This window comes from Methylobacterium sp. WL7 (genome assembly GCF_008040085.1).
Classification (GTDB): domain Bacteria; phylum Pseudomonadota; class Alphaproteobacteria; order Rhizobiales; family Beijerinckiaceae; genus Methylobacterium; species Methylobacterium mesophilicum.
The window spans coordinates 13,217-39,521 of record NZ_VRVG01000040.1; the positions used below are offsets into that span (position 1 = coordinate 13,217).

22 protein-coding genes are annotated in these 26,305 nt (G+C 70.1%); 15 read left to right on the top strand and 7 right to left on the bottom strand.

Features of this window, described 5'->3' with window-relative positions; translation table 11 throughout:
- Window positions 1–174: 174 nt before the first annotated feature.
- The 4 genes from FV233_RS12785 to FV233_RS12800 all read left to right on the top strand — a co-directional run bounded on the left by FV233_RS12785 (window position 175) and on the right by FV233_RS12800 (window position 5,215).
- A complete protein-coding gene (locus tag FV233_RS12785) occupies window positions 175–3,549 on the top strand; it encodes an ATP-binding protein (RefSeq protein WP_147897690.1) in 3,375 nt (1,124 codons plus the stop codon).
- On the top strand, window positions 3,542–4,462 hold the full coding sequence (locus FV233_RS12790) for a response regulator transcription factor (protein WP_147897691.1): 921 nt from the start codon (window positions 3,542–3,544) through the stop codon (window positions 4,460–4,462). Before FV233_RS12785 ends, FV233_RS12790 begins: the two co-directional genes overlap by 8 nt.
- Before the next feature lie 109 nt (window positions 4,463–4,571).
- Window positions 4,572–4,802 (top strand): hypothetical protein, encoded by a 231-nt coding sequence (locus FV233_RS12795; RefSeq protein WP_147855066.1) that lies wholly within the window; start codon window positions 4,572–4,574, stop codon window positions 4,800–4,802.
- A 47-nt stretch (window positions 4,803–4,849) separates the two neighbouring features.
- The gene (locus FV233_RS12800; RefSeq protein WP_147897692.1) at window positions 4,850–5,215 is read left to right on the top strand and encodes a catalase; all 366 of its coding nucleotides are present in this window, start codon (window positions 4,850–4,852) and stop codon (window positions 5,213–5,215) included.
- 258 nt (window positions 5,216–5,473) lie between these two features.
- Here FV233_RS12800 and FV233_RS12805 read toward each other — a convergent pair whose 3' ends face one another.
- Window positions 5,474–5,917: a DUF488 domain-containing protein gene (locus tag FV233_RS12805; protein WP_147855064.1), complete on the bottom strand. Its 444-nt coding sequence runs from the start codon at window positions 5,915–5,917 to the stop codon at window positions 5,474–5,476.
- 313 nt (window positions 5,918–6,230) lie between these two features.
- Here FV233_RS12805 and FV233_RS12810 point away from each other — a divergent pair, with 313 nt between their 5' ends.
- Both FV233_RS12810 and FV233_RS12815 read left to right on the top strand, forming a co-directional pair.
- Window positions 6,231–7,001: a glycoside hydrolase family 25 protein gene (locus FV233_RS12810; protein ID WP_238261092.1), complete on the top strand. Its 771-nt coding sequence runs from the start codon at window positions 6,231–6,233 to the stop codon at window positions 6,999–7,001.
- A 137-nt stretch (window positions 7,002–7,138) separates the two neighbouring features.
- A complete protein-coding gene (locus FV233_RS12815) occupies window positions 7,139–7,951 on the top strand; it encodes a Crp/Fnr family transcriptional regulator (RefSeq protein ID WP_147897693.1) in 813 nt (270 codons plus the stop codon).
- A gap of 59 nt (window positions 7,952–8,010) precedes the next feature.
- Here the strand turns inward: FV233_RS12815 and FV233_RS12820 are convergent, their stop codons facing one another.
- Window positions 8,011–8,397, bottom strand: a complete 387-nt coding sequence (locus FV233_RS12820; protein ID WP_147897694.1) for a VOC family protein — start codon at window positions 8,395–8,397, stop codon at window positions 8,011–8,013.
- A 201-nt stretch (window positions 8,398–8,598) separates the two neighbouring features.
- Here FV233_RS12820 and FV233_RS12825 point away from each other — a divergent pair, with 201 nt between their 5' ends.
- Both FV233_RS12825 and fabI read left to right on the top strand, forming a co-directional pair.
- On the top strand, window positions 8,599–9,528 hold the full coding sequence (locus FV233_RS12825; RefSeq protein WP_147855060.1) for a DnaJ C-terminal domain-containing protein: 930 nt from the start codon (window positions 8,599–8,601) through the stop codon (window positions 9,526–9,528).
- A 126-nt stretch (window positions 9,529–9,654) separates the two neighbouring features.
- On the top strand, window positions 9,655–10,479 hold the full coding sequence (gene fabI, locus FV233_RS12830; protein ID WP_147855059.1) for an enoyl-ACP reductase FabI: 825 nt from the start codon (window positions 9,655–9,657) through the stop codon (window positions 10,477–10,479).
- On the opposite strand, the gene FV233_RS12835 is transcribed toward fabI, so the two are convergent.
- Both FV233_RS12835 and FV233_RS12840 read right to left on the bottom strand, forming a co-directional pair.
- Window positions 10,476–11,633: an AAA family ATPase gene (locus FV233_RS12835; RefSeq protein WP_147855058.1), complete on the bottom strand. Its 1,158-nt coding sequence runs from the start codon at window positions 11,631–11,633 to the stop codon at window positions 10,476–10,478. The two genes, fabI and FV233_RS12835, sit on opposite strands and share 4 nt — an antisense overlap.
- A 15-nt stretch (window positions 11,634–11,648) precedes the next feature.
- Window positions 11,649–12,641, bottom strand: a complete 993-nt coding sequence (locus tag FV233_RS12840; RefSeq protein WP_147897695.1) for a polyphosphate kinase 2 family protein — start codon at window positions 12,639–12,641, stop codon at window positions 11,649–11,651.
- A gap of 99 nt (window positions 12,642–12,740) precedes the next feature.
- On the opposite strand from FV233_RS12840, the gene FV233_RS12845 reads away from it, so the two are divergent.
- From FV233_RS12845 to FV233_RS12860, 4 genes are all read left to right on the top strand, one after another.
- Window positions 12,741–13,328, top strand: a complete 588-nt coding sequence (locus FV233_RS12845; RefSeq protein ID WP_147897696.1) for a histidine phosphatase family protein — start codon at window positions 12,741–12,743, stop codon at window positions 13,326–13,328.
- Between the two features lie 111 nt (window positions 13,329–13,439).
- Window positions 13,440–17,534: a Pls/PosA family non-ribosomal peptide synthetase gene (locus FV233_RS12850; protein ID WP_147897697.1), complete on the top strand. Its 4,095-nt coding sequence runs from the start codon at window positions 13,440–13,442 to the stop codon at window positions 17,532–17,534.
- Window positions 17,535–17,746: 212 nt separating this feature from the next.
- A complete protein-coding gene (locus tag FV233_RS12855; RefSeq protein ID WP_147897698.1) occupies window positions 17,747–18,895 on the top strand; it encodes a GGDEF domain-containing protein in 1,149 nt (382 codons plus the stop codon).
- Window positions 18,896–18,957: 62 nt separating this feature from the next.
- Window positions 18,958–19,164 carry a SlyX family protein gene (locus tag FV233_RS12860; protein ID WP_147897699.1) on the top strand — a complete coding sequence of 69 codons (207 nt, stop codon included), beginning with the start codon at window positions 18,958–18,960 and terminating at the stop codon, window positions 19,162–19,164.
- A 42-nt stretch (window positions 19,165–19,206) separates the two neighbouring features.
- Here FV233_RS12860 and FV233_RS12865 read toward each other — a convergent pair whose 3' ends face one another.
- Together FV233_RS12865 and FV233_RS12870 are read right to left on the bottom strand one after the other, a co-directional pair.
- Window positions 19,207–20,640: an NAD-dependent succinate-semialdehyde dehydrogenase gene (locus tag FV233_RS12865; RefSeq protein WP_147897701.1), complete on the bottom strand. Its 1,434-nt coding sequence runs from the start codon at window positions 20,638–20,640 to the stop codon at window positions 19,207–19,209.
- 121 nt (window positions 20,641–20,761) lie between these two features.
- Entirely contained in the window at window positions 20,762–21,550 is a 789-nt protein-coding gene (locus FV233_RS12870; RefSeq protein WP_147855532.1) for a class II glutamine amidotransferase, read from the bottom strand.
- A 318-nt stretch (window positions 21,551–21,868) separates the two neighbouring features.
- On the opposite strand from FV233_RS12870, the gene FV233_RS12875 reads away from it, so the two are divergent.
- Entirely contained in the window at window positions 21,869–22,261 is a 393-nt protein-coding gene (locus tag FV233_RS12875; RefSeq protein ID WP_058193469.1) for a response regulator, read from the top strand.
- 449 nt (window positions 22,262–22,710) lie between these two features.
- Here FV233_RS12875 and rpsU read toward each other — a convergent pair whose 3' ends face one another.
- Window positions 22,711–23,049, bottom strand: coding sequence for a 30S ribosomal protein S21 (gene rpsU / locus FV233_RS12880; RefSeq protein ID WP_147855533.1), 339 nt, complete (start codon window positions 23,047–23,049; stop codon window positions 22,711–22,713).
- A gap of 322 nt (window positions 23,050–23,371) precedes the next feature.
- On the opposite strand from rpsU, the gene FV233_RS12885 reads away from it, so the two are divergent.
- Both FV233_RS12885 and FV233_RS12890 read left to right on the top strand, forming a co-directional pair.
- Window positions 23,372–24,418, top strand: coding sequence for a low specificity L-threonine aldolase (locus tag FV233_RS12885; protein ID WP_147897702.1), 1,047 nt, complete (start codon window positions 23,372–23,374; stop codon window positions 24,416–24,418).
- 251 nt (window positions 24,419–24,669) lie between these two features.
- Window positions 24,670–26,283, top strand: coding sequence for a peptide chain release factor 3 (locus FV233_RS12890; RefSeq protein WP_147855534.1), 1,614 nt, complete (start codon window positions 24,670–24,672; stop codon window positions 26,281–26,283).
- The last annotated feature ends 22 nt before the right edge of the window (window positions 26,284–26,305 follow it).

Genomic DNA, 26,305 nt, shown 5'->3' on the forward strand with positions numbered 1-26,305 from the left:
GGCCTATACGATGTTTTGCGTATGGCCGTTCTCTTGCATCGAGCGCACCATCGCGGCGCAGGAGTCTGAGGGACAGTTGGGAGCGAGGGCGGAGAGCGTGGGCGGCGCCCCGGCGCCGGGTTCTTTCCGCGCGCGTGCGCGCGGCCGCAACTCCATGTGCCGGACAGGGCCGCGATGAGCGGCCCCCAGCGCATCATCCCGATCCGCCGGGACTACAACCGCTTCGTCGCCGACGAGACCCTGGAGGATTACGCCCTCCGGTTCACCGCCAAGAAGGCCCGGCGCTGGTCCGGCTTCCAGGTGGCCCAGACGGCGCTCGGCTCGGTCTCGTTCCTGGCGCTGGAGGCGATCGGCGGGACCCTGGCGCTGACGGCGGGCTTCCCCAACACGCTGGCGGCGGTGCTGGTCGTCGGCCTGATCATCTTCGCCACCGCGGCGCCGATCACCGTCTACGCGGCCCGCTACGGGCTCGACATGGACCTGCTGACCCGGGGCGCCGGGTTCGGCTATCTCGGCTCCACGGTCACGTCGCTGATCTACGCGAGCTTCACGTTCCTGTTCTTCGCCATCGAGGCGGCGATCATGGCGCTGGCGCTTCAGCTCTGCTTCGGGCTGCCGCTCGGCATCGGCTACCTCGTCTGCGCCGCCGCGGTGATCCCGCTGGTGGTCTACGGCATCCGGCTGATCAGCCGTTTCCAGATCTGGACGCAGCCGCTCTGGGTGGCCTTGAGCCTGCTGCCGCTGGTCTTCGTGGCAGCGCAAGGCGCGGCGCCGCTGCATGCGCTCGCGGATTTCCCGGGCCTCGACGGCGGCGGGGCCGCCTTCGACATCGGCCGGTTCGGGCTGGCCACAGGGGTGCTGCTGGCGCTCCTCGCTCAGGTCGGCGAGCAGGTCGATTTTTTGAGGTTCGTGCCGGAGCCGGTGGGCCGGCGCGATTGGCGCTGGTGGCTGGCGGTGCTCTCGGGCGGCGCCGGCTGGATCGTGCCCGGCATGCTCAAGATCCTGCTCGGCGCCGGCCTCGCCGTCCTGGCGCTCGGGCACGGCGTCCCGCCCGAGCACGCCGCCGAGCCGACCCGGATGTACGCGGTGGCGTTCGGCTACGTCACCGGGGAGGGCGGCCAGGCGGCCCTGCTTCTGACCGGGCTGTTCGTCCTGGTCTCGCAGCTCAAGATCAACCTGACCAACGCCTATGCCGGCTCGATCGCGTGGTCGAACTTCTTCTCCCGGCTGACCCACAGCCATCCGGGCCGGGTGGTCTGGCTGGTGTTCAACGTGGCGATCGCGGTGCTCCTGATGGAGCTCGGCATCGACAAGACCATCGAGAGCACCCTGCCGCTCTACGCCTCCGTGGTCTCGGCCTGGGTGGGCGCGCTCGCGGCCGACCTCGCGGTGAACAAGCCGCTCGGCCTCTCGCCCCCGGGCATCGAATTCAAGCGCGCCCATCTCTACGCCATCAACCCGGTCGGGACCGGCGCCATGGTGCTGGCGCTCGCCATCGGCGGCCTCGCCTATGCCGGCCTGCTCGGCCACGCGCTCCAGCCCTTCGCGCCGCTCCTCACGCTGGCGACCGCCTTCGTGGCGGCCCCGGTGATCGCCTGGGCCACGGCCGGCCGCTGGTATCTCGCCCGGACCCCAAAGCGGGATTGGGGGGCGGGCGAGGTCACCTGCCGGGTCTGCGAATTGCCGTTCGAGGGCGAGGACATGGCCCATTGCCCGGCCTACGACGCCCCGATCTGCTCCCTGTGCTGCTCGCTCGACGCCCGCTGCGGCGACCTGTGCAAGCCGCACGGCCGGCTGGAGGCGCAGGCGCAGCAGGCGCTCGGCCGGATCCTGCCGGGCCGGACGGCGGCCTGGATCGGCGCGCCGCTCGGCCGCTACCTCGCGGTCATGCTGACCCTCTGCGCGGTGATCGCCCTGATCCTGGGGATCGTCCATGCCGGCGCCACCATCGCGCATCCCGAGCATCGCGTGGTCCTGCGCACCGCGCTGACCAGCGTGTTCTTCATCCTGGTGGTGATCCTCGGCGTGGTCGCGTGGCTGTTCGTGCTCGCCCAGGAGAGCCGGCGGGTCGCCCAGTCGGAGACCATGCGCCAGACCGCGCTCTACGAGGCCGAGATCGCGGCTCACAAGCTCACCGATGCCAAGCTGCAGGAGGCCAAGGAGCGTGCGGAAGCCGCAAACCTCGCCAAGAGCCGCTACGTGGTCGGGATCAGCCACGAGTTGCGCACGCCGCTCTCCACCGTGCTCGGCTACGCCCAGCTCCTCGAATCCGACCCCGCGATCCCGGCCCCGCGCCTCAACGGCATCCGGGTGATAAGGCGCAGCGCCCAGCACCTGTCCGGGCTGATCGACGGCCTGCTCGACATCTCGCGGATGGAGGCCGGGCGGCTCGAGATCCACCGGGACGAGGTCCGGCTCACGGAGTTCCTCGATCAGCTGGTCGACATGGTCCGGCTGCAGGCCCGGGAGGCGGGCCTCGAGTTCCGGTTCTCCCGGCCGGAGATCCTGCCGGCGGTGGTCGCCACCGACGAGAAGCGCCTGCGCCAGGTGCTGCTCAACCTCCTGTCGAACGCGATCAAGTTCACGCCCTCCGGCACCGTCTCGCTGGATCTGAGCTACCGCAGCCAGATCGCGGCGTTCACGATCCGCGACACCGGGCCCGGCATCCCGGAGGCGGACCTGGCGCGGATCTTCCAGCCGTTCGAGCGGGGCTCGACGCCGGCCGCCCGCAGTACTCCGGGGACGGGGCTCGGGCTCACCATCGCGGACCTGCTGGCGCAGCTGCTCGGCGGCGAGATCACCGTGGCGGCGGCCCCCGGCGGCGGCACCCAGGCCCGGCTGCGGCTGATGCTGGCCTCCGTGGCCCAGCCCGCGCCGGTCGTCGTGGTTCCCCCGGCCTCCGCGCCGGAGCGAGCCTATGCCGGCGTCCGCCGCACGATCCTGGTGGCCGACGACGACACCGCCCACCGCGCCCTGATGCGGGCGATTCTGGAGCCGCACGGAATCTCCGTGATCGAGGCGGGCTCGGGGCCGGAATGCCTGGCGGCGGTGGCGAAGGGCGGGATCGACCTGATCCTGCTCGACATCGCCATGCCGGGCATGAGCGGCTGGGCCGCCGCCGCGACGCTGCGCGCGGAGGGCCATACCGGGCCGATCGCGATGATGTCGGCCAACGTCCACGAGATCAGCCCGGTGCGCGGCGACGACGCCCCCCACGACGCGATCTTCGCAAAACCGTTCGACCTGCGCGACGTGCTGGAGCGGATCGGCAAGCTGCTTCACCTCGAATGGGCCGACGCCGCGACGCCCGCTTTGCGCGAGCCGGCCCCGGCGCTCGCGGAGATCGGCCATCCCGGGCCCGAGCATGTCGGCGAGTTGCTGCGCCTGGGCCGGATCGGCCATATCCGGGCCATTGAGGCGAAGCTCACCCAGATGGAGGGCGACGCGACGGTGCCCCCCGCCTTCGTGACCCAGATGCGCGGTCTCGTGGAGGGCTACGACCTGCGCCGCTATCTCTCGGTCCTGCAAGGACTCGCCCGCCATGGCTGAGGCGCCGACCAACCAGCCGAGCCGCGACGTCGTCCTGGTGGTGGACGATTCCCCCGACACGCTGAGCTTCCTCACCGAGGCGATTGAGCGCTCGGGCGCCACCGTGCTGGTGGCGGTGGGCGGCGACCTCGCCCTCGCGCTGGTGGACGAGATCACCCCGGACGTGATCCTGCTCGACGCGATGATGCCGGGCATGGACGGGTTCGAGACCTGCCGGCGGCTCAAGGCCAAGCCGCAGATCGCCGGCGTGCCGGTGATCTTCATGACCGGGCTGAGCGAGACCGAGCATATCGTGAAGGGCCTGAGCGCCGGTGGGATCGACTACGTCACCAAGCCGATCGCCCCGGACGAGATCCTGGCCCGGATCCGCGTGCATCTGGCCAGCGCCCGGGCCGCCCAGAGCGCAAGGGCCGCCCTCGACACCGCCGGGCGCACCCTGTTCGCGGTCTCGGAGGCGGGTGCGGTGCTGTGGGCGACCCCGCAGGCCGGGCGGCTGCTGGCCGGTCTCGGCTCGGATCCGTCCGGGGGGCTCGCACTGCCCGCTCGCGCCCGGGACTGGCTGCGCGGCTGCCTCACCGGGGCGTCCGCCAACGCCCTGACGCTGACCGGCGGCGACGGCACCCCCTATGCGCTCAGCTTCATCGGCCGTACCCCGGACGAGATCCTGCTGCGCCTGTCGCGCGAGGAGGCCTCGGGCGGCATCGAGCGGCTGCGAGCGCGGCTCCCGGTCACCGGCCGCGAGGCGGAGGTGCTGCTCTGGCTGTCCCGGGGGAAATCGAGCCGCGACATCGGCGAGATCCTGGGGCTCAGCCACCGCACCGTGACCAAGCACCTGGAGGGCATCTACGCCAAGCTCGGCGTCGAGAATCGCACCGCCGCATCGATCATCGCCGCGCGCCACCTGCAGGACTGAGCCGCGCCGGTCCGCGTTGTCCACAGGCATCGCCGCGGCGCGAAACCCGTTGGTAAGCGCCCTCCCACCACGGTCCCGGCACAGACGAACCAATTCGGGAACGGATGCGATGATGACCAGCCACCAGCTCGCCGACGAACTGAGGCGGGTCGCCACCACGCAGGTCAGCGACATCACCCGGGCGGTGAAGGAGGGCCAGAAGTCGATCGCCCTCAACGAGGTGCGCGACATGGCCCGGCGCCTCAGCCTGCTGGCGGACGCCTTCGACCCGAAATCGGCAGCCGAAGGCAAGGCCGGCCTCGTCGAGGCCGAGCCGCAGGACGGCGCGCAAGCCGCCTGACGATCGCCGCCTGACGCGCGACGCCCGATCCTCCAAGGAACGCCACGATGGTCCGCGCCACTTTCAGCATCCGCCTGGACGGCGCCTGCCTGCCCGCCTCCGCGGCGCAGTGGGTCGCCGACCTGGACGCCGCCCGGGCCACCGCCCGGACCATCGTCCAGGGGCTGATGCGTCAGCACAGCGGCGATACCCGGCTGCTCGATGCGGCCCTGGTGGTCACCGACGAGACCGGCGCGATGCTGCTGGAGATGTCGTTCCTCGAAGCCCTGTATTTGCCGGTCGAGCCGGTGACCGACCCGTATCGCCGCCGACCGGTCCCACGGGAATTCGGCGCCGTGCGGACATCCCGGATGCTGCTCAGCGCCGCCATGGCGCCGATCCGGCGGTTCGCCGCCATGGCGGCGATGCGCTGACCTGAATAAAGACCGATGGAGCTGCACGTTGCCGGTTGCGCCCCGTCCCTTTCCCGGGCGCGTGGAGCGAGAGCGGAACGCGACCCGGGATCCAGCACAGGACGACGCGAAGCGCCTGATTGTGACTGTCGCTTCAAAATCGTGCCGCTGCGCGGCGCTTTCTCTGCTGGATCCCGGATCACCTTCCACTGACGTTACAGGCGTCCGGGAAAAGGGCGCGCGTTTCATTCATGCGCGACGGCCAAAGCCCGTGCCGATTCAGCCGAACAGGTCGGTAACGGCGAATCCGCGGTCCGCGAGCCGTTCTGCCAGGACCCGGCGGTGGCAGCGGGCCGGGTCCCGCTCGAAGCACAGCAGGCAGGTCGGGGCGGCGGCCGCCATGGCGGCGAGTTCGTCCAGGGCTATTCCGCCGGCGCCCGTATCGAGCACCTCTTCACAGTAGATCCTGCGCATCAGCGCCGCGTCGTCCGCCCGGGCCGCCTCGCGGCCGGCCTTCGGCGTGCCGAGGCTGCGCAGATGCGCGTAGCCGAGTCCCGCCTCTGCGAGACCCGTTCCGAGCGCGCCCTTCGAGAAGCCGCGCTTGCGCGAGTTCGCCACCGCCCGCACGTCGGCCAGCACGGCCACGCCCGCCGAGCGCAGCGCATCCGTAAGGCGCTCCGGGTCGAGCCCTTCGTAACCTATGGTGAATAATTGCTTGCTCACGGGACCGTGACGGGACTCGCGTTGCGGGACCGGCACTTAGCCGGATCCGGGCCTGTGAACCAACCGGGGATCGATACCGTATGTCGCGGTAACGACACGCATCTCGGAATTCCGCCGCAAAGTTCGCAAAGCTCCGTTAACTGCGCCGGGCCCATCGATTACGCCTGACTTTGGCGCTTCTTCGGTGGCGGGCTGAACACTGATGGTGCGGGATATCGAGCTTTCGCAGGGTCCGTCCGCTTCGGCGATTCGGGGTGCCGGCCGGTTGAGGAGCGCCCGGCGCATCGCCGCCCGGGTGCTGGCCGTCGCGGTGATGGCAGGCCTGGCCGCCTGCGCGTCGAACACGAATTTCTATCCGACCAAGGGCGACGCCAAGCCCCATCCGGGCGTGGCCAAGGCCAAGCAGCACCCGATCCAGGGCATCGACATCTCGAAATGGCAGGGCAACGTCGACTGGGCTTCGGTCCGGGCCGCCGGCACCCAGTTCGCCTTCATCAAGGCGACCGAGGGCGGCGATCACGTCGACGAACGATTCCGGACCAACTGGGACAACGCCGCCAAGGCCGGCGTGCCGCGGGGCGCCTACCACTTCGTGTTCTGGTGCCGCTCCGCCCGGGACCAGATGGAGTGGTTCAAGCGCAACGTCCCGAACGACCCGACGGCCCTGCCGCCGGTGCTCGACGTGGAATGGAACGGCCACTCGCAGACCTGCCCGAAGAAGCTGCCCAAGGCGCAGGCTCTGGCGATGGTCACCGAGATGCTGGAGGAGATGGAGCGCTACACCGGCAAGCGCCCGATCATCTACACCGACATCACCTTCCACAAAGACGTGCTGGAAGGCGAGCTGCCCGACTACCCGCACTGGCTGCGCTCCACCGCGGCCGAGCCGGAGCAGCGCTTCGTCAACCGGAAGTGGATGCTCTGGCAGTTCACCTCCACCGGGCGCGTCCCCGGCGTACAGGGCGACGTCGACCGCAACGCCTTCTACGGCACGCCGTCCGACTGGGCCTCGTTCCTGTCGACCGATTGCGATCCGCGCGAGCATCGGCGGCTTTCAGAACAGGGTCTTTGCACCGACAAATAAATCATCGGGCCGGATAGACTTAGGTTGGTTCCAGGACGGGGGGCGGGATATAAGCGTGACGGGTTAACCCGCGCGCCAGCGGGCCGCCCGACGAGGTTCCTTCTCGGGGGCCTCCCGCTCCACGATCCCCGACCTGCATGCCCGCTGACCGCGCCGCCTCCCTCACGGGCAACCTGCTCCTCGATGCGCTTCGGGAACCCGACCGCGCGCTGATCGTGCCCCATCTCGAGCGGGTCTCCTGCGACAAGGGGGCGATCGTGTTCGAGGCCGGCACGGAGGTGGCGCACATCACCTTCCCCTGCGACCAGACCGTCGTGGCGCTCATCATCGGCACCCGGGACGGACGCTGCGCCGAGACGGCCAGCATCGGTCGCGAGGGTGCCGTCGGCGGCATCGTCAGCGCGGGGCGGGTGCCGGCCTCCACCGAGGCGATCGTGCAGATCGGCGGGCCGATGCTGCGCCTGGAGGCCGACCGGCTTCAGGACGCCAAGCGCCGGTCCCCCGAGGTCCGCAACCTGTTCGCACGCTACGGCGACTGCCTCCTGGCCCAGGTGCTGCAGGCCGCCGCCTGCAACGCGCTCCACCCGATCGAGCAGCGCTGCCTGCGCTGGCTCCTGACGCTCCAGGACCGGATCGGGGGCGACACCCTGCCGATCACCCACGAATTGCTGGCCTCGATGCTCGGCGTCCAGCGCACCTACCTGACCCGCATCCTGCGGACGCTCCAGGACCAGGGCCTGATCCGGGTCGGGCGCGGGCGCATCACGGTGCTCGACCGCCGGGCGATGTCGGCCTCGGCCTGCGAGTGCCACGCCCGGGTGCAGCGCCATTTCAAGACGGTGCTCGGCGCGGTCTACAGCGCGGACGGCTTCGACCGGATCGAGCCGCCATCTCCAACCGAGGGCGACCGGGAGCCGGCGCTGGCCCTGCACGGCGGCGCCCGGCGCTGAGGCGATCCGGACGTTCGAAGGGCTCGGGCGCGGCCCGCGAACCTTCTGAGGGACCCCTGTCAACTGGCCGCCCGGCGCTCCAGGATCTCGATCAGCGCCCCGTCCGGACCTTCCACGAAGGCGATCCGCAGACCCGGGCCGCGCTCGGTGATGCCCATCCGCACGGGAACGCCGCGGGCCGCGAGATCGGCCATGGCGGCGTCGATGTCGGCGACGCGCAGACCGATATGCTCGATGCCGAGGCAGGGCGTCTGCGTGGCGGGGGCGGTCTCGACCGGTGCCTGCTCGATGAAGACGGTCAGGCCGCCGAGGTCGAGCACCATGCGCTGCACGGGATCGACGCCGACGCGCTTCACCTCCGTGGCCCCAAAAGTCTCCACGTAGAAGGCTGCCGCCTTCACGGCGTTGCGGCTGCGCAGATGGACGTGGTCGCAGGCATACTGCATCGGATTTCCTCCCGCGGCCCGGTGCCGACGAGCCGGTGATGGCGTCACGCGTCGAGGTTAGGCGGTCGCGCGCTCTGGCGCGAGATCCACCGCTTGACGCAGCGCCCGAACCCGCAGACTTTCGCGGCTACGACCGTTGCAGGGATGCAACAGCCTTCCCACATCCGGGTGGATACCCCACCGCACAGCTTCAAGAGACCGATGCGCAATCCCTACGACGTGCTGGGCGTGGCCAAGGGAGCGAGCGAAGCCGACATCAAGAAGGCTTATCGCAAGCTCGCCAAGGACTTCCACCCCGACCGCAACAAGAACGACGTGAAGGCCAAGGACCGGTTCGCCGAGGCGAACTCGGCCTACGAGATCCTGGGCGATTCCGAGAAGCGCAAGCAGTTCGACCGCGGCGAGATCGACGCCGACGGCAAGCCGCGCGCCAGCGGCTTCGAGGGGTTCTCGGGCGGCTTCGGCGGCGGCCGGTCGAGCGGCTTCGATTTCGAGAACATGGCCCGCAGCCGGCAAGGCGGCGGTGGCATGGGCGGCGGCGGGATGGGCGAGGACATCTTCTCGCACATCTTCGGCGAGGCGTTCCGCGCGGGCGGCGCCGGACCCGGCCAGCGCCAGGCGGCCAAGGGCGAAGATGTCGCGGCCGAGCTGTCCGTCAGCCTGGAGCAGGTCGCCAGCGAGGAGAAGCTGCGCCTCGCCCTGCCCACGGGCCGGGAGGTCGACGTGGTGATCCCCCGGGGCGTCGAGGACGGCCAGACCATCCGGCTCCGCGGCCTCGGCCAAAGCGCCGGCCCCCGCGGCGAGCCCGGCGACGCCCTGCTGACCATCCGGGTCCGGCCGCATCCCCGCTTCACCGTCGAGGGGGCCGACCTGAAGGCCAGCGTCGAGGTGCCGCTGGAGGACGCCGTGCTCGGCGGCACGATCCGGGTGCCGACGCTCACCGGCGCGGTCGAGATGAAGATGCCGCCGATGACGAGTTCGGGCCGCACGTTCCGGCTGCGCGGCAAGGGCCTGCCCAAGAAGGACGGTACCCGCGGCGACCTGCTCGCCACCACGGCGATCACCCTGCCGGAGAGCGAGGATCCGGCGCTCATCGAGTTCGCCCGGAACCGACGCGCCAAGGTGGCGTAGAAGGCTGCGTAACAGGCGCCCCGCACCCGGTCGCCCGGCGGCGGGGTGCGCACTTCCGTCGCCGGGCCGGCTCCGTTAAGGAGACCCCCGGTGCCGCAAGGGGCCGAGAGGTTTCCAGGATCGATCATGGCGGAACACGGGCAGGGCATTCTGGCGGGCAAGCGGGGCCTCGTGCTCGGTGTCGCCAACAACCGCTCGATCGCCTGGGGCATCGCCCGCAGCGCCCGCGCGCACGGGGCCGAACTCGCGTTCACCTACCAGGGCGACGCCTTGCGCAAGCGGGTCGAGCCCCTGGCCAAGGAACTCGACGCCCACGTCATCGGGCATTGTGACGTGACCGAGGCGGCGACCATCGACGCCGTGTTCGCCGAGGCCGCCCGGGTCTTCCCCGAAGGCATCGACTTCGTGATCCACTGCATCGCCTTCTCGGACAAGGACGAATTGACCGGCCGCTACCTCGAGACGTCCGAGGAGAACTTCACCAAGTCGCTCCTGGTCTCGTGCTACTCGTTCACCGCGGTGGCCCAGCGCGCCGAGAAGATCATGCGCCCGGGCGGCTCCCTGGTGACGCTGACCTATTACGGCGCCGAGAAGTGGATGCCGCACTACAACGTCATGGGCGTGGCCAAGGCGGCGCTCGAAGCGTCGGTGCGCTACCTCGCGGCCGATCTCGGGCCGAAGAATATCCGCGTCAACGCGATCTCGGCCGGCCCGATCAAGACCCTGGCGGCCTCGGGGATCGGCGACTTCCGCTACATCCTGAAGTGGAACGAGTACAACGCGCCCCTGCGCCGGACCGTGACCATCGGCGAAGTCGGCGAGACCGCCGCCTACCTGATCTCCGACATGGCCGCGGGCATGACCGGCGAGATCCTGCACGTGGATGCGGGCTACCACGTCGTCGGCATGAAGAACCCCGACGCGCCGGACCTGACCCTCGACAAGGATTAATCTTCGTCGTCCGCGTCGGCGAATTCACCTGAAAGGGTGAGCCCGTCGATCCAGGTCTCGCCGTCGCGCTTGACGACCACCCGCGGCCTGGCGCCCCCATGGATCGCGATCCCGTCCGCCAGCCGCTCGGAATGCGTGACCAGCCAGATCTGGGTGCGCTCGGCGGCCCGGGCGATCATCCGGGCGAGCGGTTCCATCAGATCCGGATGCAGGCTCGCTTCCGGCTCGTTCAGGGCGATGAAGGGCGGCAGCCGGTAGGCCAGCAGCGCTCCGGTGAGGGCGAGGTAGCGCAACGTCCCGTCCGACAGCTCCGAGGCCGCGAAGGTGCGGCCCGGGAAGTCAGGGACGGTGACGCCGAAGCTCGCCTCGCGCCCCGGATCCGGCACCACGAGCCGGGCGCCCGGGAAGGCGCCATCCAGCGCCGCATCGAGATCGCCCGTGTCCTGCCGGATATGGGCCAGGGTGGCGAACACGGCGGCGAGGTCGGACCCGTCCGAGGCGAGGGTCGGCGTCGTCACTGCCAGGCACGGGCGGCGGAGCGGCGACTCGGCATCGGTCCGAAAATCGTGATGGAAGCGCCAAGCCGTCATGGCGAGCCGAACCAGGGCGATCTCCGGGTGACGCGTGGCGTCCAGGAAGGTGCCGAGCGCGGTTTCGGTGGGCAGCAGATCCAGGCCCAGCGGCCGTTTGCGCCCCTCCTCGTCGCGGGCGAAACCGGTCCGGCCATCGCGGTCGAGGAGGACCGCCGTGCGGGCGCCTGTCCGGACGGTCAACCGCTCGGCCTTCACCTGCGGTTCCTTGCGGAAGGCGGCGCCGTAGGTGGTGCCGCCGGCCTGCTGCACGAGCCCGACCTCGACCGCGTAGGTGAACACCTGTCCGGTCCCGTCATCGTACAGGGTGGCGGACAGGCGGATCCGTGCCGCCTCGCCGTGCCGCCGACGCCCCGCCCAGAGCGCCGAATCCATCCCGCCCTCCACGGCGAGCGCGCGGGTGAGCGTCCCCCGGGCGGCGTCCTGAAGCAGTTCGAGGCCGCGATACAGGTTGGTCTTGCCGGTGCCGTTGCCGCCCACGAACACCGACAGGTCGTCCACCGGGAAGCCGATCCGCCGGAGCGAGCGGTAGCCAGAGACCGCGACCTCCCGAACCACCAGCATGCGGCACCCCTTGGATCAGTTCGGGACCTTCAGGTCGGCGATTCCCTTCGCGGCCTTGGGGAATCGCGGGTCCATCGCCTCCAGCGTATCTGCGATCGTGCGGGCAATCACGTAGTTGCGGAACCACTTGTGGTTGGCAGGCACCACCAGCCACGGCGCGTGCGGCGTCGAGCATTGCGAGAGCGCGTCGGCGAAGGCCTGCTGGTAGGAGTCCCAGGCTTTCCGCTCGATGAGGTCGGCGGGGTCGAACTTCCAGTGCTTCTCCGGATCGGCGATCCGGGCTTCGAGGCGCTTCTTCTGCTCGTCCTTGGAGATGTGCAGGAAGAATTTGATCACCACCGTGCCGGATTCGGTGAGCAGCCGCTCGAAATCGTTGATCAGCCGGTAGCGGCCCTGCCAGACCGAGTCGGGGACCAGCTCCTTCACCCGCACCACGAGGACGTCCTCGTAATGGCTGCGGTTGAACACGCCGATCATGCCCCGCCCCGGCGTCCGGGCGTGGTAACGCCACAGGAAATCGTGATCGAGTTCGTCGCTCGACGGCACCTTGAACGACGACACCGCGCAACCCTGCGGGTTGACGCCCTTGAGCACCGACTGGATCGTCCCGTCCTTGCCGCCGGTATCGATCGCCTGGAACACCAGCAGCAGGCTGCGGGCGCGCTCGGCATAGAGACGCTCCTGCAAGGCGCTGATGCGCTCGCGCTCCCGGCTCAGCGCCTCCTTGGCCCAGACCTTGTCGAGGCCGCCGTCGGCGTCGGAATCGATCGCCGTCAGGTCGACCCGCATTCCGGGTTCGACCGCCACGATCCCCGGGGCGACCCGGATCGGGGCCGGCCGGTGGCCGCCCAGGGCCGCCGGGACCGTCCCGGCGATCACGTCGGCCGCACCGGCCCAGACGGCGGTCGAGGGCACCCGCGACCGGGCGGCTTGGTGCCGATCGGAGGCGTCTGTCACGCCCCCGTCCTGCGACTGGCCGGGAAGATGCTTGCCGTGCTTCTTAGACATGGGCAGGACCGTGTTGAGGGGCTTTGCCGACGAACGCCCAGAACGGTTGGCACGCGCGGCCGTTTCGGGCGCCTGCGCAGCGACAGGATTTCGAGACGGTTGGCTACGATCTATTTCATCCGCCACGGCCAGACCGCCTGGAACGCCGAGGGCCGCCTGCAGGGCAGTCGCGACATCGATCTCAACCCGCACGGGGAGGCGCAGGCCGTCGCCGTGGCCGCGCGGCTGACCGCGGTGGCGGGGGCGGGCGTGGCGGAGGCGGAGTTCCTGGCGAGCCCGCTCAAGCGCACTCGGCGGACCATGGAGATCCTGCGCACCACGCTGGGCCTGCCGGCGGAGGCGTATCGCACCGATCCCCGGCTGAGGGAGATCGGCTTCGGGAACTGGGAGGGCTCGACCTGGTCCGAGATCCGCCGCCGCGACCCGGGCGGCGCCTCGGCCCGCGACCGCGAGCGCTGGAACCACCGTCCGCCCGGCCAGGGCGGCGAGAGCTACGCCGCCCTGGTGGAGCGGGTCGGCCCGGTCCTGTCCGGGCTCGAGCGGGATGCCGTGATCGTCGCCCACGGCGGCGTCGCCCGGGCGGCCCTGGTGGCGCTGGGCCATCTCGACATGTACGCGGCGCCGCGCCTCGGCATCCGCCAGGGCGAGGTGCTGGTCCTGGAGCCGTCGGGCTGGCGCTGGGCTTAATCCGTCCTTCACCCAGGGTTCAAAGCCGCCTCGATAACGGCATGATCGGCTGGCTATAGGGCGGTCGCCACGGTATGCGCCGATCTGTTCGGTCGGCCAGCGGAGCAGCGGATGAGCGACGTCGCCGAGAAGACCCGGTCCGGACCGGCTGCCGGGGCGCACGAGCGTCCGGCGGGCGGGGCGGCCGTGCTGCGCGGCGCGCACCGCCCCGACCTGATCCGCGACGAGGTGCTGGCTGAGATCTTTCTGAATTCCGCGCAGGCCCGGCCGGAGCATCCCTGCCTGGTCGATGGCGCCCGCGTGATCGCGGGCGGCGTCCATCCGAGCCTGACCTATGCCGAGGTCGCCGCCCGCGCCGGCCGGATCGCCGCCGGCCTCGCCCATCGCGGCATCGGCCCCGGCGACGTGGTCGGCCTGTGGATGGCCCGGGGCCCGGACCTGCTGGTCACCCAGATCGGCATCACCCTGTCGGGCGCCGCCTGGCTGCCCTTCGACGCCGAGGCGCCGGCCGACCGGGTCGGGGTGTGCCTGACCGATTCCGCCGCCAAGGCGCTGCTGGTCTCACCCGCCCTCGCTCCGACGGCACCTGACGCGGCGCCCGCCCTGACCCCGGCGGATCTCGACGCGGCGACGCCCGCGGATGCCCCGGTGCCGGATCCCCGCGCCGCCGGCCTGACGCCGGAGCATCCCGCCTACCTGATCTACACCTCGGGCTCGACCGGCGTGCCCAAGGGCATCGTCATCAGCCACGCCAACATCTGCCACTTCCTCCGGTCGGGAAACGCGCTCTACGGCATGCGTGCCGACGACATCGTGTTCCAGGGCGCCTCGGTCGCCTTCGACCTGTCGATGGAGGAGATCTGGGTCCCGTATCTCGTGGGCGCGACGCTGTTCGTGGCAAGCCCGGCCATGATGGGCGACGTCGAGTCCCTGCCCGGTATTCTCGAAGCCGAGCGGATCACGGTGCTCGATACCGTGCCGACCCTGCTGGCGATGATCTCCGGCGACCTGCCGACTGTGCGCCTCGTCCTGCTCGGCGGCGAAGCGCTGCCTGAGCCGCTGGTCGGCCGCTGGGCGACCGGTGCGCGCCAGCTCTTCAACACGTACGGGCCGACCGAGGCGACCGTGGTCGCCACCGCGGCCGAGATGCGGCCCGGCGAGCCGGTGACCATCGGCGGCCCGATCCCGAACTATTCCGTGTATGTCGCGGGCGAGGATCTGAGCCTGCTCGGCCGTGACCAGCAGGGCGAATTGCTGATCGGCGGGCCCGGCGTGGCGCGCGGTTATCTCGCGCGGCCCGAACTGACCGCGGAAAAGTTCATCGCCAACCCGTTCGCCTCCGACGGGACCGACCCGATCCTCTACCGCTCGGGCGATGCGGTCTCGCTGGATGCCGGCGGGCGGATCCTGTTCCACGGCCGCATCGACGACCAGGTGAAGATTCGCGGCTTCCGGGTCGAGCTCGGCGAGATCGAGTCGCGGATCCGCAGCGTGCCCGACATCAACCAGGCCGCCGTGGTGCTGCGCCAGGACGACGGCGTGGACCGGCTCGTGGCCTTCCTGATCCCCGAGCGCGGCCGGACGGTGGACACCGCTACCTTACGCCGGACGCTGGCCGGCCAGATGCCGCCCTACATGGTGCCCGGCCATTTCGAGCTGGCCGAGACCTTGCCGCGGCTGACCTCCGGCAAGGTCGATCGCAAGGCCCTGAAGGTCGCCCCGCTCACGGTCGTGTCGGCCGACGGCGAGCAGGAGACCCCGGCCAACGAGACCGAGGCGGCTCTGGTCGCCGCGGCCAAGCAGGTGTTCGGCAACCAGCCGATCCCGCTGGAGGGCGACTTCTTCGCCGACCTCGGCGGCCATTCCCTGTTGGCCGCCCGCTTCGTGTCCGCAGTGCGCGAGGCTCCGGCGCTCGCCGGCATCACCCTGCCGGACGTCTATGCCCTGCGCACCATGCGGGCGATGGCCGACGCGCTGATCGCGCGCACCGGCGGCATGGGCGCGGCGGCTGCGATCCGCGACCTGAGCTTCGAACCGCCGCCGCTGCTGCGCCGGGCCCTGTGCGGCCTCGGCCAGCTGATCGCGCTGCCCTTCGTGATCGCGCTGGCCACCGCGCAGTGGCTCGGCATGTTCGTGACCTACCTGCTGCTCACCGGCGGCGGCCTCAGCTTCTTCGCCGAACTCGGCGTGCTGCTGCTCGTCTACATCGCGATCAACGGCGTGACCGCGGTGGTCGCGGTGGCGGGCAAGTGGCTGATCCTCGGCAGGACCAAGCCGGGCCGATACCCGCTCTGGGGCGCTTACTACTACCGCTGGTGGCTGACCCAGCGCCTCGCCCCCCTCGTCCACGTGAAGTGGCTCCAGGGATCGCCGGCGATCTCGGTCTACCTCCGGCTGATGGGCGCCAAGGTCGGCCATGACGCGCTGGTCTCCGATATCGAGATCGGCGCCCCGGACCTGCTGACCATCGGCGACGGCGCCTCGCTGGGCGGCCGTCTCGTCATCGCCAATGCCGAGATCGTCGGCAACGAGCTGGTGATCGGCACGGTCGAGATCGGCGCCGACGCGGCGGTCGGCACCTCCTGCGTGCTCAGCCACGACACGGTGATCGGCGCGCAGGCCGAGATCGCCGACCTGACCACGATCCCGACCGGCACCCGGGTCGGGCCGGCGGAGATCTGGGACGGCTCGCCCGGCCGCAAGGTCGGGATGGCGAACCCGGCCGACCTGCCGGCCGCCGCCGAGGCCTCGTGGGCCCGCCGCGCCGCCTTCGCGGCGGCCTATATCGTTCTGCTCGGCGCGATCCCGGCGGTCGGCCTGCTGCCGATCTTCCCGGCGTTCTTCATCTTCGACCAGATCTCGGATTCGCTCTCCGACATCACCGATGTCGACTACCACTGGTACCTGCCGATCCTCACCTGGCCGACCGCCATGCTGATGACCGCCGGCACGGTGCTGCTGATCGCCGGCATCCGCTGGATCGTGCTGCCGCGGACCCGCTCGGGCACCTACTCGGTCCACTCCCTGTTCTACCTGCGCAAGTGGTCGCTGGCGCTCGCCGTCGAGGTGACGCTCGAGACGCTCTCGTCCCTGTTCGCTACGGTCTACATGCGGGCGTGGTACCGGCTGATGGGCGCCAACATGGGCCACGGCGCCGAGATCTCGACCAACCTCGCCGGCCGCTACGACCTCGCCGAGGTCGGCGCGAAGAACTTCATCGCCGACGAGGTCGTGTACGGCGAGGAGGAGGTCCGGCGGGGCTGGATGCATCTCGAGGCCGCCCGCACCGGGGCCCGGGTCTTCGTCGGCAACGACGCCGTGGTCCCGCCCGGCGCAATCATCCCGGACGACGTGCTGATCGGCATCAAGTCGAAGCCGCCGGCCAACGACGCGATGAGCCCCGGCGAGACCTGGTTCGGCTCGCCGCCGATCCGGCTGCCGGCCCGCCAGAAGGTCGATCTGGGCTCGACCGCGCAGACCTACGAGCCCGGGATGTGGCCGAAGATCCGCCGCGGCGTGTTCGAGGCCTTCGCGACCTCGTTCTCGCCGATGCTCTACATCACCCTGGCGATCACCGTGATCGACTGGTATTTCTACCCGGCGATCCTGGAGAAGGATTGGACCGGCCTGGCCGTCAGCTTCGTCACCGCCAGCGTCTGCATCGCGCTGATCCAGTCCGCCGCGGTCATCGCGATGAAGTGGCTGCTGATGGGCGTCTACAAGCCCGGCATGCAGCCGATGTGGTCCTGGTGGGCGATGCGCACCGAGGCGATCGCGGTGGCCTACTGGGGGTTGGCCGGCAAGGTGCTCCTCGAGCACCTCCAGGGCACACCGTTCCTGCCCTGGGCCCTGCGGTTGTTCGGCGTGAAGATCGGGAAGGGCGTGTGCATGCTCACCACCGACATCACCGAGTTCGACTGCGTGTCGATCGGCGACTACGCCACGATCAACCGCGTCTCGGCGCTGCAGACCCATCTGTACGAGGACCGGATCATGAAGATCGGCCGCGTGGTGGTCGGGCGCGGCGTCTCGGTCGGCGCCTTCGCGACGGTCCTGTACGACACCAAGGTCGGCGACTACGCGCGGCTGCGCCCGCTCACCATCGTGATGAAGGGCGAGTCGATCCCCGCCAACACGGAGTGGGAAGGCGCCCCGGCGGTGCCGGTGATCCACGCCGCGCCGGATGAGCATCGGGCGGCCGGCTAGGTCGCCGCGTCCCTCCGGGGCGCCTGAAGCGAGCCCCGAGCCGCAGGAGAAAGCGGCGGTGCTCACCGCCGCCGATATCCACCTTGCCGAATCGTAAACAACCGCGCGGTATTTTCGTCGCGCTGCTGCGAATTAAGCCGGCTCAAGCCTCGCGAGCCGGTCAATACCAGACGGCTTATGCTATCGTCCGTATCGGAGACTGATAGAAAGCCGTGCATCTCGATCCAGCCACCCTGCTGATCGTCAGTTCCGTGATGACCTTGCTGGTCGGCACGCTGTTCGTTCTGTCGTGGCGGCAGGCGCCGGGTTCGCGCGCCCTGGCGCTGTGGGGCGCGGCGCATATCCTCGGCGCGGTCGGCTCCGGCGGCCTCGCCCTGCGCGGCCAGATCCCCGACCTCGTGTCCATCGCGGTGTCCAATGCCGTGGTGCTGGCGGCCTACGGGCTGATCTGGAGCGGTGTCCGCTCGTTCGAGGGGCGACCGGTCCGGATCGGCCTGGCGCTCGTGGGTGCGGCGATCTGGTGCGTGCTCTGCCTGGTGCCGGCCTTCTACGGATCGATCGAGGCCCGGATCGTGTACGCGTCCGCGGTGGCGGCGCTCTATACGGGCGACGCGGCCGTGGAGTTCTGGCGGGGGCGCCAGGAGCGTCTCGCGTCGCGCGTGGCGGCCGAGACCACGCTGGGCTTGCACGCCGCCTTCTACCTGCTGCGGATCCCGTCGACCCTGCTGGCGCCGCCGCCGCCCCGGTTGAACCCGCTGACCTCGCCATGGGTCGCGATCCTGTGCTTCGTCACGCTGCTGTTCTCGATCGCCCTGGCCTTCACCTGCATGGCTCTTGTGAAGGAACGGGCCGAGCGCGAGCAGCGCATCGCCGCCGCGACGGATTCGCTCACCGGCATATCCAATCGCCGGGCCTTCACGGGAGCCGCGGAGGCGGCGCTCGCCGTGCGCCGGGATGCTGCGCTGCTGCTGTTCGACCTCGACCGATTCAAGGCGGTCAACGATGTTCACGGCCACGCGGTCGGCGACGCGGTGCTGGTGGGGTTCTGCGCCATGGCCGCATCCCTGCTGCCCCGGGAAGCGATGCTCGGCCGGCTCGGCGGGGAGGAGTTCGCCTGCCTGCTGCCCGACGTCTCGCCTGCCGAGGCCCTGGCCCGCGCGGAGGAGGTGCGCCGCACCTTCGCGGGGCTGTCGGTGCCGGAATTGCCGGACCTGCGGGTCAGCGTCAGCATCGGGATCGCACAGGCCCGGGACGGGATCAGTTTCGAGGCCCTGATGCATCGGGCCGATGCCGCCCTCTACGTCGCCAAGCACGGCGGTCGCGACCGAGTCGTGGTGGCCGAACGGGTGCAGGCGGCCTGAAAACAAGCCCGGTCGGAAAACGGCCGCGGATGCGTTATCGCGGGCCGGACTGGAGACCGGCCATGGACGACCCCACCCGCATCGACCGCCTGGAGATGCGCCTCACCGAGCAGGATTCGACGATCGAGGATCTGAACCGCACCGTCACGGAGCAGTGGCGGGTGATCGACCGGCTCGTCCGCCAGGTCGACGCGTTGCGCGATCAGGTCGAGGAGGCGGCTGCCCGGTCCGCACCGCGCGGGCCCGAGCCGCCGCCGCCGCATTACTGATGCGCGTCGGCGCGCCGCCCGCAGCGGCGCGCCGGGCCGGCGTCAGAAGTTGGCCTGGGTGACGAACTTGGTCACCAGGTAGGCGTCGAGCGCCTCCGAGCCGCCCTCGCTGCCGTAGCCGGATTCCTTGACGCCGCCGAAGGGCGTCTCCGGCAGGGCGATGCCGTGGTGGTTGATCGAGATCATCCCGCTCTCCACCCCGTGCGAGACCTTGGCGGCCCGCTCGGCCGAGCGGGTATAGGCGTAGGCCGCAAGCCCGTAGGGCAGGCGGTTGGCCTCGGTGAGCGCCTCCTCGTCCTCCGAGAAGCGGTTGATCATCGCGACCGGGCCGAACGGCTCCTCGTTCATCATCCGGGCGGTCAGCGGCACCTCGGTGAAGACCGTCGGCTCGAAGAAGTTGCCGCGGTTGCCGATGCGCTTGCCGCCGGCCCGCAGCGACGCCCCGGCCGATTCGGCGTCGGCGGTGAGCGCCTCGATGGCCTCCAGGCGCCGCCCGTGGATCAGCGGGCCCATCTTGGTGTCCGGATCCAGGCCGTCGCCGACCTTCGCGCCCTTTGCGTAGCTGGTGAAGCCCTCGACGAACCGGTCGAACACCGAATCGTGCACCAGGAAGCGGGTGGGCGACACGCAGACCTGGCCGGCGTTGCGGAACTTCGACGGGGCCAGGACCGACACGGCCTTCTCCACGTCGGCATCGCCGAACACGATCACCGGAGCGTGGCCGCCGAGTTCCATGGTGGCGCGCTTCATGTGCTCGCCGGCCAGCGCCGCGAGCTTCTTGCCCACCACCGTCGAGCCGGTGAACGAGATCTTGCGGATCACCGGGTGGGGGATCAGGTAGGCCGAGATCGTCGCCGGGTCGCCGTAGACCAGCGACAGGGCGTCACCCGGGATGCCGGCGTCCAGGAAGGCGCGGACCAGCGCCGCGCAGCTCGCCGGCGTGTCCTCGGGACCCTTCAGGATCACCGTACAGCCTGTGCAGAGCGCCGCCGAGATCTTGCGGACCGCCTGGTTGATCGGGAAGTTCCAGGGCGTGAAGCAGGCGACCGGGCCGACCGGCTCGCGCACCACCGCCTGCAGCACGCCGTCGGCGCGGGCCGGGATGACGCGGCCGTAGGCGCGCTTACCCTCCTCGGCGAACCAGTCGATCACGTCGGCGGCCGCCAGGGTCTCGACCCGCGCCTCGGCCAGTGGCTTGCCCTGCTCCAGGGTCATGATGCGGGCGATCTCGTCGGCGCGGCTGCGCAGCAGGTCGGCGGCCTTGCGCATCAGCTTGCCGCGCTCGAACGGCGACACCTTCCGCCAGGCCGGGAAGGCCCGTGCGGCAGCCGCGAGCGCTTCGTCCAGATCCGCCGTAGTTGCGACCGCGCATTGGCCGATCGTCTCGCCCGTGGCCGGATTCAGGACGCCCAGGGTCTCTCGGTCGGCGCCCGTGCGCCAGCGTCCGGCAATGTGAAGCTCGGTATCCGGATACATCGTCAATTCCCGCTCGGCCGCAGGATCGGCCGTGGCCGACATGTGGCAACGTGAAGCGGATCGACAATCCCGTTCCGAGCATGGCTGACGCCGCACCAGGACGGTGACGGCCGGCGCCCGGTCAGGCGGCCCGGGAGCGGGTGGTCTCGGGCACGGTCACGGTGGTCGCGGTGCCGTGGCGAGCCCGGAGCGTGCCGCCCTTCGGGACGACCTGCCAGCCCTCGCGGCAGCCGTCGATCGGCTCGGAGACGACGACGATCCCGCCCGGTCCGTCGCGATAATACAGGCTCGGGGGCCGGCCGTCGCAGGCCCAGCGATAGGCGGTGAGGGTCTCGCCATCCGTCAGCAGGGCGGTGAAGCGCAACGGCTCGGAGACGTTGGCCTCCTTCATCAGGGCGCGGATCGTCTCCAGGGTACGGGCCATCGCGCCGACCGGGTCCTGCTCGAGGCCGTTGGCCAGGGCCAGCAGGAAGATCGCCTCGGAATCCGTGCTGCCGCGCCGGTGATCGTAGAAGGCGTCCGGGATCAGGGCCTCCAGCCGACGTTTGATACGGTGGTAGCCGCCGATCTGGCCGTTGTGCATGAACAGATGCCGCCCGTAGACGAACGGGTGGCAATTCGCCCGGGCGGTGGCGGTGCCGGTCGAGGCGCGCACGTGGGCGAAGAAGGTTCGCGCCCGGACCTGGCCGCACAGGTTGGTGAGGTTCTCGTCCGACCAGGCCGGGGAGATGTCGCGATAGACGCCGGGCTCGGGACGCTCGCCGTACCAGCCGATGCCGAAACCATCGCCGTTGGTCTCGGTTTTCCCTTCGTCGGCGTGCAGGGACTGGTGCACCAGCGAATGCGTCGGCGCGCAGACCAGGTCCGAGAGAAAGACCGGCTCACCGCTATAGGCGAGGAAACGGCACATGTCGGACGTCGATCCTTCCCTGGTCCGTACGATCCAGGCGATGTCCCCCGGAATGGGGCAAACGCCTCAAGCGTGAGATTAACAGTCGGTCCACACGGGTGAACAGTTTCTTAACCGGGACCCAGCTGCGCCATTTTCAAGCGTTCGGGCCAAAATTGGTGCGGCCTGATCGCGGAGCGGGCATGGGCCGCCCGACAACCCTGACACTTGTGAGCCGGCTCTTGGCAGGCCAGCATGGCCAAATCGGGGAATCACCGGTCCATCAATGAGGCCGGGACCCGAAAAGGGGTTCACACGACCGAACCGCAGGAGACTGATATGGATCGCGCACAGCCCGAGTGTTCCGCCCCCGTGGCGCTTGTGGTGGAGGACGACGCGGCCGTGCGCCACCTCGCGACCGCGGTCCTGGAGGAAAGCGATCTGGGCGTGATCGCCTGCGAGAGCGCCGAAGCTGCGCTCTCGGTCCTGGAGCGATCCGACGTCACCGTGGCCCTGCTGTTCGCCGACATTCGCCTGCCCGGTGCCATGGACGGCGTGTCGCTCGCCCAGGCGGTCGAGCGGCGCTGGCCGGATGTGCGCGTGGTCGTCACCTCCGGAGCGAGCCGCGACGCGCGCCTGCCCGATCAGACGGTCTACATGCAGAAGCCCTGGCGGGCGCTCGACGTGCTGGTCCAGGCCGAGCACGCCACGATGGCCGCCAAGGCGGCTTGAGTCGGGGGCACGTGCTCCTTCCTCCGCGAAGCTCAGATGTTCACGCCCCGCCGCCGGATGAGAACCAACGGCGGCCCCGAGCGCGTCTCCCTCCCCCGCAGAGGGGTGAGGGAGCACCGCGGTGTCTCCCGTGGATTCTGCCGACATCAATGCGTCGACGCACGCGAAGAGACTAGAGCCGTTCCCGGTCGCGCTGCGACCGGGAACGGCTCTAAGTCCTTGATGCAACGCGCTCGCTTACGTCGAACCGGTATCCACTTCGGCGGCGAGCGCTCGAAGAGCCCATGCCTCCGGCAAGGATCCTGTGCGTTGCACCGAACGATAGAGTCGTAATCCTCGACGGCGCATTGCGTCACCGCCCCCCGGCCGACGCCGATCCCAGCCAAACCAAACGCAAAAAGCCCGGCCGCTCGCGCGGTCCGGGCTTCTGCCGTTCAGGATAGAGCGTCTTAGACGACGGGCGCCGGGGTCACCGCGACCTGGCCGGAGGCGTTGCCGCCCTGCTGCGACGGGGCCGCGCTCGGCGACGGGAAGCCGGGGCGACGGCTGCCGGCCGGGAAACGGGGCTTCGGCTTCGGAGCGGCGATCAGGCCCTCGCGGATCGCGGTCTTGCGAGCCTGCTTGCGGGCGCGGCGGACGGCTTCCGCCTTCTCGCGCGCCTTGCGCACGGACGGCTTCTCATACGCCTTGCGCTGCTTCATCTCGCGGAAGATGCCCTCACGCTGCATCTTCTTCTTGAGGACGCGGAGCGCCTGATCGACGTTGTTATCGCGAACGAGTACCTGCAACGGACTTGATCCTCTGGACCTGGATTTGGGGCTTGCGCAGCCCGCCGCCGATCTGGAAACCGGCAACGTCCCTCGCCCGGTAGCACCCGGGAGGGACGGGAACGTCGGTTTCCGAATCGGCGTGGAGCCCACGCCTTGGCGCGCCTTCTACACCAAGCGCGAACCAGTTCCAACATCTTCCCGGCAGCGATCTTCGCAGCGGGCCTCTCGAAATCCGGCGTGGCGGGCCGGATACCGGTTCGACGCGCGGCAGCCCTGCTTGGGCTCGATTTGGGGCGAAGCCGGATTGCAAGGCGATCGGACGCGGATCTACGCTGTGCGGATGCAACACGACGACCCGCAGCAATTCGCCAGCGACAACTACTCCGGCATCTGCCCGGAGGCCTGGGCCGCCATGGAGGCGGCCAATCGCGGCCACGCGCCGGCCTATGGCGAGGATGCCTGGACCGCCCGGGCCGCGGACGCGTTCCGCCGCCTGTTCGAGACCGAGTGCGAGGTGTTCTTCGCCTTCAACGGCACGGCGGCGAACGCCCTCGCGCTGGCGGCCCTGTGCCAATCCTATCACAGCGTCATCTGCGCCGACTCGGCCCATGTCGAGACCGACGAGTGCGGCGCGCCGGAATTCTTCTCCAACGGCTCCAAGCTGCTCACGGTCCGCACCGAGGGCGGCAAGCTCACCCCGGAGGCGATCCGCGGGCTCGCCACCAACCGCAGCGACATCCACTTCCCGCGGCCGCGGGTGGTCACGATCACCCAGCCGACCGAGACCGGGCAGGTCTACACCCTGGCCGAACTGCGGTCGCTGTCCGCCACATGCCGGGAACTCGGGCTCGCGCTGCACATGGACGGCTCGCGCTTCGCCAACGCCTGCGCCAGCCTCGGCTGCAGCCCCGCCGACATGACCTGGCGCGCCGGGATCGACGTGTTGTGCTTCGGCGGCACCAAGAACGGCATGCATGCCGGCGAGGCGGTGGTGTTCTTCGATCCGAAGCTCGCGGAGGATTTCGGCTTCCGGTGCAAGCAGGCTGGCCAGCTCGCCTCGAAGATGCGCTTCCTGTCCGCCCCCTGGGTCGGCATGCTGGAGAGCGGCGCCTGGCTGCGGAACGCCGCCCACGGCAATGCCTGCGCCCGGCGCTTTGCCGGGGCCGTCGCCGGCCTGCCGGGGATCCGCGCGCTGTTCCCCGTGGAGGCCAACGCCGTCTTCCTGGCGATGCCGGCCGCGACCATGGAGCGGCTGCGGGCGCGGGGCTGGCGGTTCTACACCTTCATCGGCGGCGGGGCGCGGTTCATGTTCGCCTGGGACGCCGAGGCCGCGCGCGTGGACGCCCTGGTTGCAGACTTGCACGCGCTGGCGGCCGAGGCGGCCTAAGGCGGGTTTCCAAAGGGCTCAGCCCTTTGGCGGGTTGTCAGGGCGGAGCCCTGATGGAGACGAAGGGCTCCGCCCTTCACCCGCAAAAGGTCGAACGACCTTTTGAAACCGGGACCTGGATCAGCCCGAGGCCGGCTTCCCTGCGTCTTTGCCAATACCGGGGCTTGCCGCTACACGATGCCGAGACCCTCGCCCGAGGCGGCACCGCCGGGCGACGCCCTCCCGTTGTGCCGACCCAGAGCGTTCGCTCCATGCTGATGCAGACCAAGACCGAAGCGAGGCCGGCCGACCCGGTTGCGCGGCGGCGCACCTTCGCGATCATCTCGCACCCGGATGCGGGCAAGACCACGCTGACCGAGAAGCTGCTGCTGTTCGGCGGCGCGATCCAGCTCGCCGGCGAGGTCAAGGCCAAGCGCAATCGGGTCTCGACCCGGTCCGACTGGATGGGGATCGAGAAGGAGCGCGGCATCTCGGTGGTCACCTCGGTGATGACCTTCGAGTACGGCGACTGCGTCTTCAACCTGCTCGACACGCCGGGCCACGAGGACTTCTCGGAGGACACCTACCGGACGCTGACCGCGGTCGATTCGGCCGTGATGGTGATCGACGCGGCCAAAGGCATCGAGGCGCGCACCCGCAAGCTGTTCGAGGTCTGCCGCCTGCGCGACATCCCGATCGTCACCTTCGTGAACAAGCTCGACCGCGAGGCCCGCGACACGTTCGAGCTGCTGGACGAGATCGAGAAGACGCTGGCGCTCGACGTCGCCCCGGTGACTTGGCCGATCGGCACCGGCCGCAACTTCTCCGGGACCTACGAACTCGGCGCCAACCGCGTCCGCCGGCTCGACGCCGCCGAGGATGCCGGCATGGTGGCGGTGTCCGGCCCGCAGGACCCGCTGTTCGATACGCTGCTCACCGAGAACGGCGCGGCCGATGCGTGGCGCGAGGAGGTCGAGCTGGCCGAGGGCGGGCTCAAGCCGTTCGACCTCGACGCGTTCCGCGAGGGCCACCTGACGCCGGTGTTCTTCGGCTCGGCGCTGCGCAACTTCGGCGTGCGCGACCTCATCGACGGTCTCGCCAAGGTGGCACCGCCACCCCGCGGCCAGGATGCCGACAAGCGCCTGGTCGAGCCGACCGAGCCGCGCATGACCGGCTTCGTGTTCAAGATCCAGGCGAACATGGACCCGAACCACCGGGACCGGATCGCCTTCATGCGGGTCTGCTCGGGCAAGCTCAGCCGGGGCATGAAGGCCCGGCTGGTCCGAACCGGAAAGCCGATCTCGCTCTCGGCGCCGCAATTCTTCTTCGCTCAGGACCGCGCCATCGCGGACGAGGCTTTTGCGGGCGACGTGGTCGGGATCCCGAACCACGGCACCCTGCGGATCGGCGACACGCTCACCGAAGGCGAGGACCTGCTGTTCCGCGGCGTCCCGAGCTTCGCACCCGAGATCCTGCGCCGGATCAAGCTGACCGACGCCATGAAGGCCAAGAAGCTGCGCGAGGCGCTGCAGCAGATGGGCGAGGAGGGGGTCGTCCAGGTGTTCGTGCCGCAGGACGGCAGCCAGGCGATCGTCGGCGTGGTCGGCGCGCTCCAGCTCGACGTGCTGAAGGAGCGCCTCCAGGCCGAGTACGGCCTCCCGGTCGATTACGAGACCTCGCGCTTCTCGGTATGCCGCTGGATCGAGTCGGATTCCGAGATCGAGCTGGACAAGTTCGTGGACAGCCACGGCTCGGCCATGGCCAAGGACCTCGACGGCGCCCCGGTCTTCATGGCGACCACGGCGTTCTCGCTCCGCTACGAGGAGGAGCGCTACCCGGCGGTGCGCTTCACCGACGTGAAGGACTACCAGAAGCGGACGGCGTAGTTTTTTTTGGGGGGAGTGGGGG

What these genes read in the sequence shown, in the direction of transcription:
- FV233_RS12785 (WP_147897690.1), top strand. Translation starts at nt 175, where the DNA reads ATGAGCGGCCCCCAGCGCATCATCCCGATCCGCCGGGACTACAACCGC.
- FV233_RS12790 (WP_147897691.1), top strand. Translation starts at nt 3,542, where the DNA reads ATGGCTGAGGCGCCGACCAACCAGCCGAGCCGCGACGTCGTCCTGGTG.
- FV233_RS12795 (WP_147855066.1), top strand. Translation starts at nt 4,572, where the DNA reads ATGATGACCAGCCACCAGCTCGCCGACGAACTGAGGCGGGTCGCCACC.
- FV233_RS12800 (WP_147897692.1), top strand. Translation starts at nt 4,850, where the DNA reads ATGGTCCGCGCCACTTTCAGCATCCGCCTGGACGGCGCCTGCCTGCCC.
- FV233_RS12810 (WP_238261092.1), top strand. Translation starts at nt 6,231, where the DNA reads ATGGCAGGCCTGGCCGCCTGCGCGTCGAACACGAATTTCTATCCGACC.
- FV233_RS12815 (WP_147897693.1), top strand. Translation starts at nt 7,139, where the DNA reads ATGCCCGCTGACCGCGCCGCCTCCCTCACGGGCAACCTGCTCCTCGAT.
- FV233_RS12820 (WP_147897694.1), bottom strand. Translation starts at nt 8,397, where the DNA reads ATGCAGTATGCCTGCGACCACGTCCATCTGCGCAGCCGCAACGCCGTG.
- FV233_RS12825 (WP_147855060.1), top strand. Translation starts at nt 8,599, where the DNA reads ATGCGCAATCCCTACGACGTGCTGGGCGTGGCCAAGGGAGCGAGCGAA.
- fabI (WP_147855059.1), top strand. Translation starts at nt 9,655, where the DNA reads ATGGCGGAACACGGGCAGGGCATTCTGGCGGGCAAGCGGGGCCTCGTG.
- FV233_RS12835 (WP_147855058.1), bottom strand. Translation starts at nt 11,633, where the DNA reads ATGCTGGTGGTTCGGGAGGTCGCGGTCTCTGGCTACCGCTCGCTCCGG.
- FV233_RS12840 (WP_147897695.1), bottom strand. Translation starts at nt 12,641, where the DNA reads ATGTCTAAGAAGCACGGCAAGCATCTTCCCGGCCAGTCGCAGGACGGG.
- FV233_RS12850 (WP_147897697.1), top strand. Translation starts at nt 13,440, where the DNA reads ATGAGCGACGTCGCCGAGAAGACCCGGTCCGGACCGGCTGCCGGGGCG.
- FV233_RS12860 (WP_147897699.1), top strand. Translation starts at nt 18,958, where the DNA reads ATGGACGACCCCACCCGCATCGACCGCCTGGAGATGCGCCTCACCGAG.
- FV233_RS12865 (WP_147897701.1), bottom strand. Translation starts at nt 20,640, where the DNA reads ATGTATCCGGATACCGAGCTTCACATTGCCGGACGCTGGCGCACGGGC.
- FV233_RS12870 (WP_147855532.1), bottom strand. Translation starts at nt 21,550, where the DNA reads ATGTGCCGTTTCCTCGCCTATAGCGGTGAGCCGGTCTTTCTCTCGGAC.
- FV233_RS12875 (WP_058193469.1), top strand. Translation starts at nt 21,869, where the DNA reads ATGGATCGCGCACAGCCCGAGTGTTCCGCCCCCGTGGCGCTTGTGGTG.
- FV233_RS12885 (WP_147897702.1), top strand. Translation starts at nt 23,372, where the DNA reads ATGCAACACGACGACCCGCAGCAATTCGCCAGCGACAACTACTCCGGC.
- FV233_RS12890 (WP_147855534.1), top strand. Translation starts at nt 24,670, where the DNA reads ATGCTGATGCAGACCAAGACCGAAGCGAGGCCGGCCGACCCGGTTGCG.